Genomic DNA, 791 nt, shown 5'->3' with positions numbered 1-791 from the left:
AACCTGTAAGGGGACATTATTTGAAGCCCTGCATGTGGTTAGTGCTTATGATGTTGAATCCGGTGTAGCCCTATACCATCAGGCAGCCGAAAGCAAAGGTCAGGAAGGTCCGGTTGCCAGACAATTGATTGAATTACTGGCGCTTGATGGCGCGATTGTCACTATGGATGCCCTGCATTGCCAGAAAGAAACCCTTGCATTAATTACTCAGCGCGGCGGTGATTTTATTGTCGGCCTCAAAGGCAATCAAAAGACCCTCCATGAATGGGTCAAATCGTATTTTGCTTCGCATTATGAGAGTGATGAGCTTGTTGAATTTACGCAGAAAAATAGCGGTCATGGACGGACAGAATTTCGGCATGTCATGCAAATTCGTGCCGTATTGCCGGAGGTCCTTCGGCAGCAATGGCCTTCAATACAAAGTGTTATTGAAGTAGTCAGTGAACGAAGCGTAAAAGGTCAGCCTCCCCATCGTGATTCACGCTGGTATGTCAGCTCGCTACCGTTGGAGGCGGAAATCGTGGCTAAGGCAATAAGAAGGCACTGGTCGGTGGAAAACGAGTTGCATTGGGTATTAGATGTCACTTTTCGAGAAGATGCTATCTCACTCAAAGATCCTGATGGGGCTGCACAAATGGCGCTTTTTAACCGAATTGCATTAAGCGTGATTAAACAGAATACCAGTATAAAAGACAGTCAGGCGGCTAAACGTCGAAGAGCCATTTGGTCAGGGGAATTCCGTAGTCAACTTATCTTTGATTAAATTAAATACAAAGTGGAATCCCGCCCTG

At 46.1% G+C, this 791-nt stretch carries 1 protein-coding gene; it reads left to right on the top strand.

Going from position 1 to position 791, the window contains the following annotated elements:
• Positions 1-763: ISAs1-like element ISPlu18 family transposase (locus EAE90_RS23285; RefSeq protein ID WP_214055457.1), on the top strand; the 763-nt coding region annotated here is incomplete at its 5' end.
• Between the last annotated feature and the right edge of the window lie 28 nt (positions 764-791).

This window comes from Photorhabdus caribbeanensis, from assembly GCF_018448885.1.
Lineage (GTDB): Bacteria > Pseudomonadota > Gammaproteobacteria > Enterobacterales > Enterobacteriaceae > Photorhabdus > Photorhabdus caribbeanensis.
This window is presented reverse-complemented; position numbering and strand designations above follow the sequence as displayed.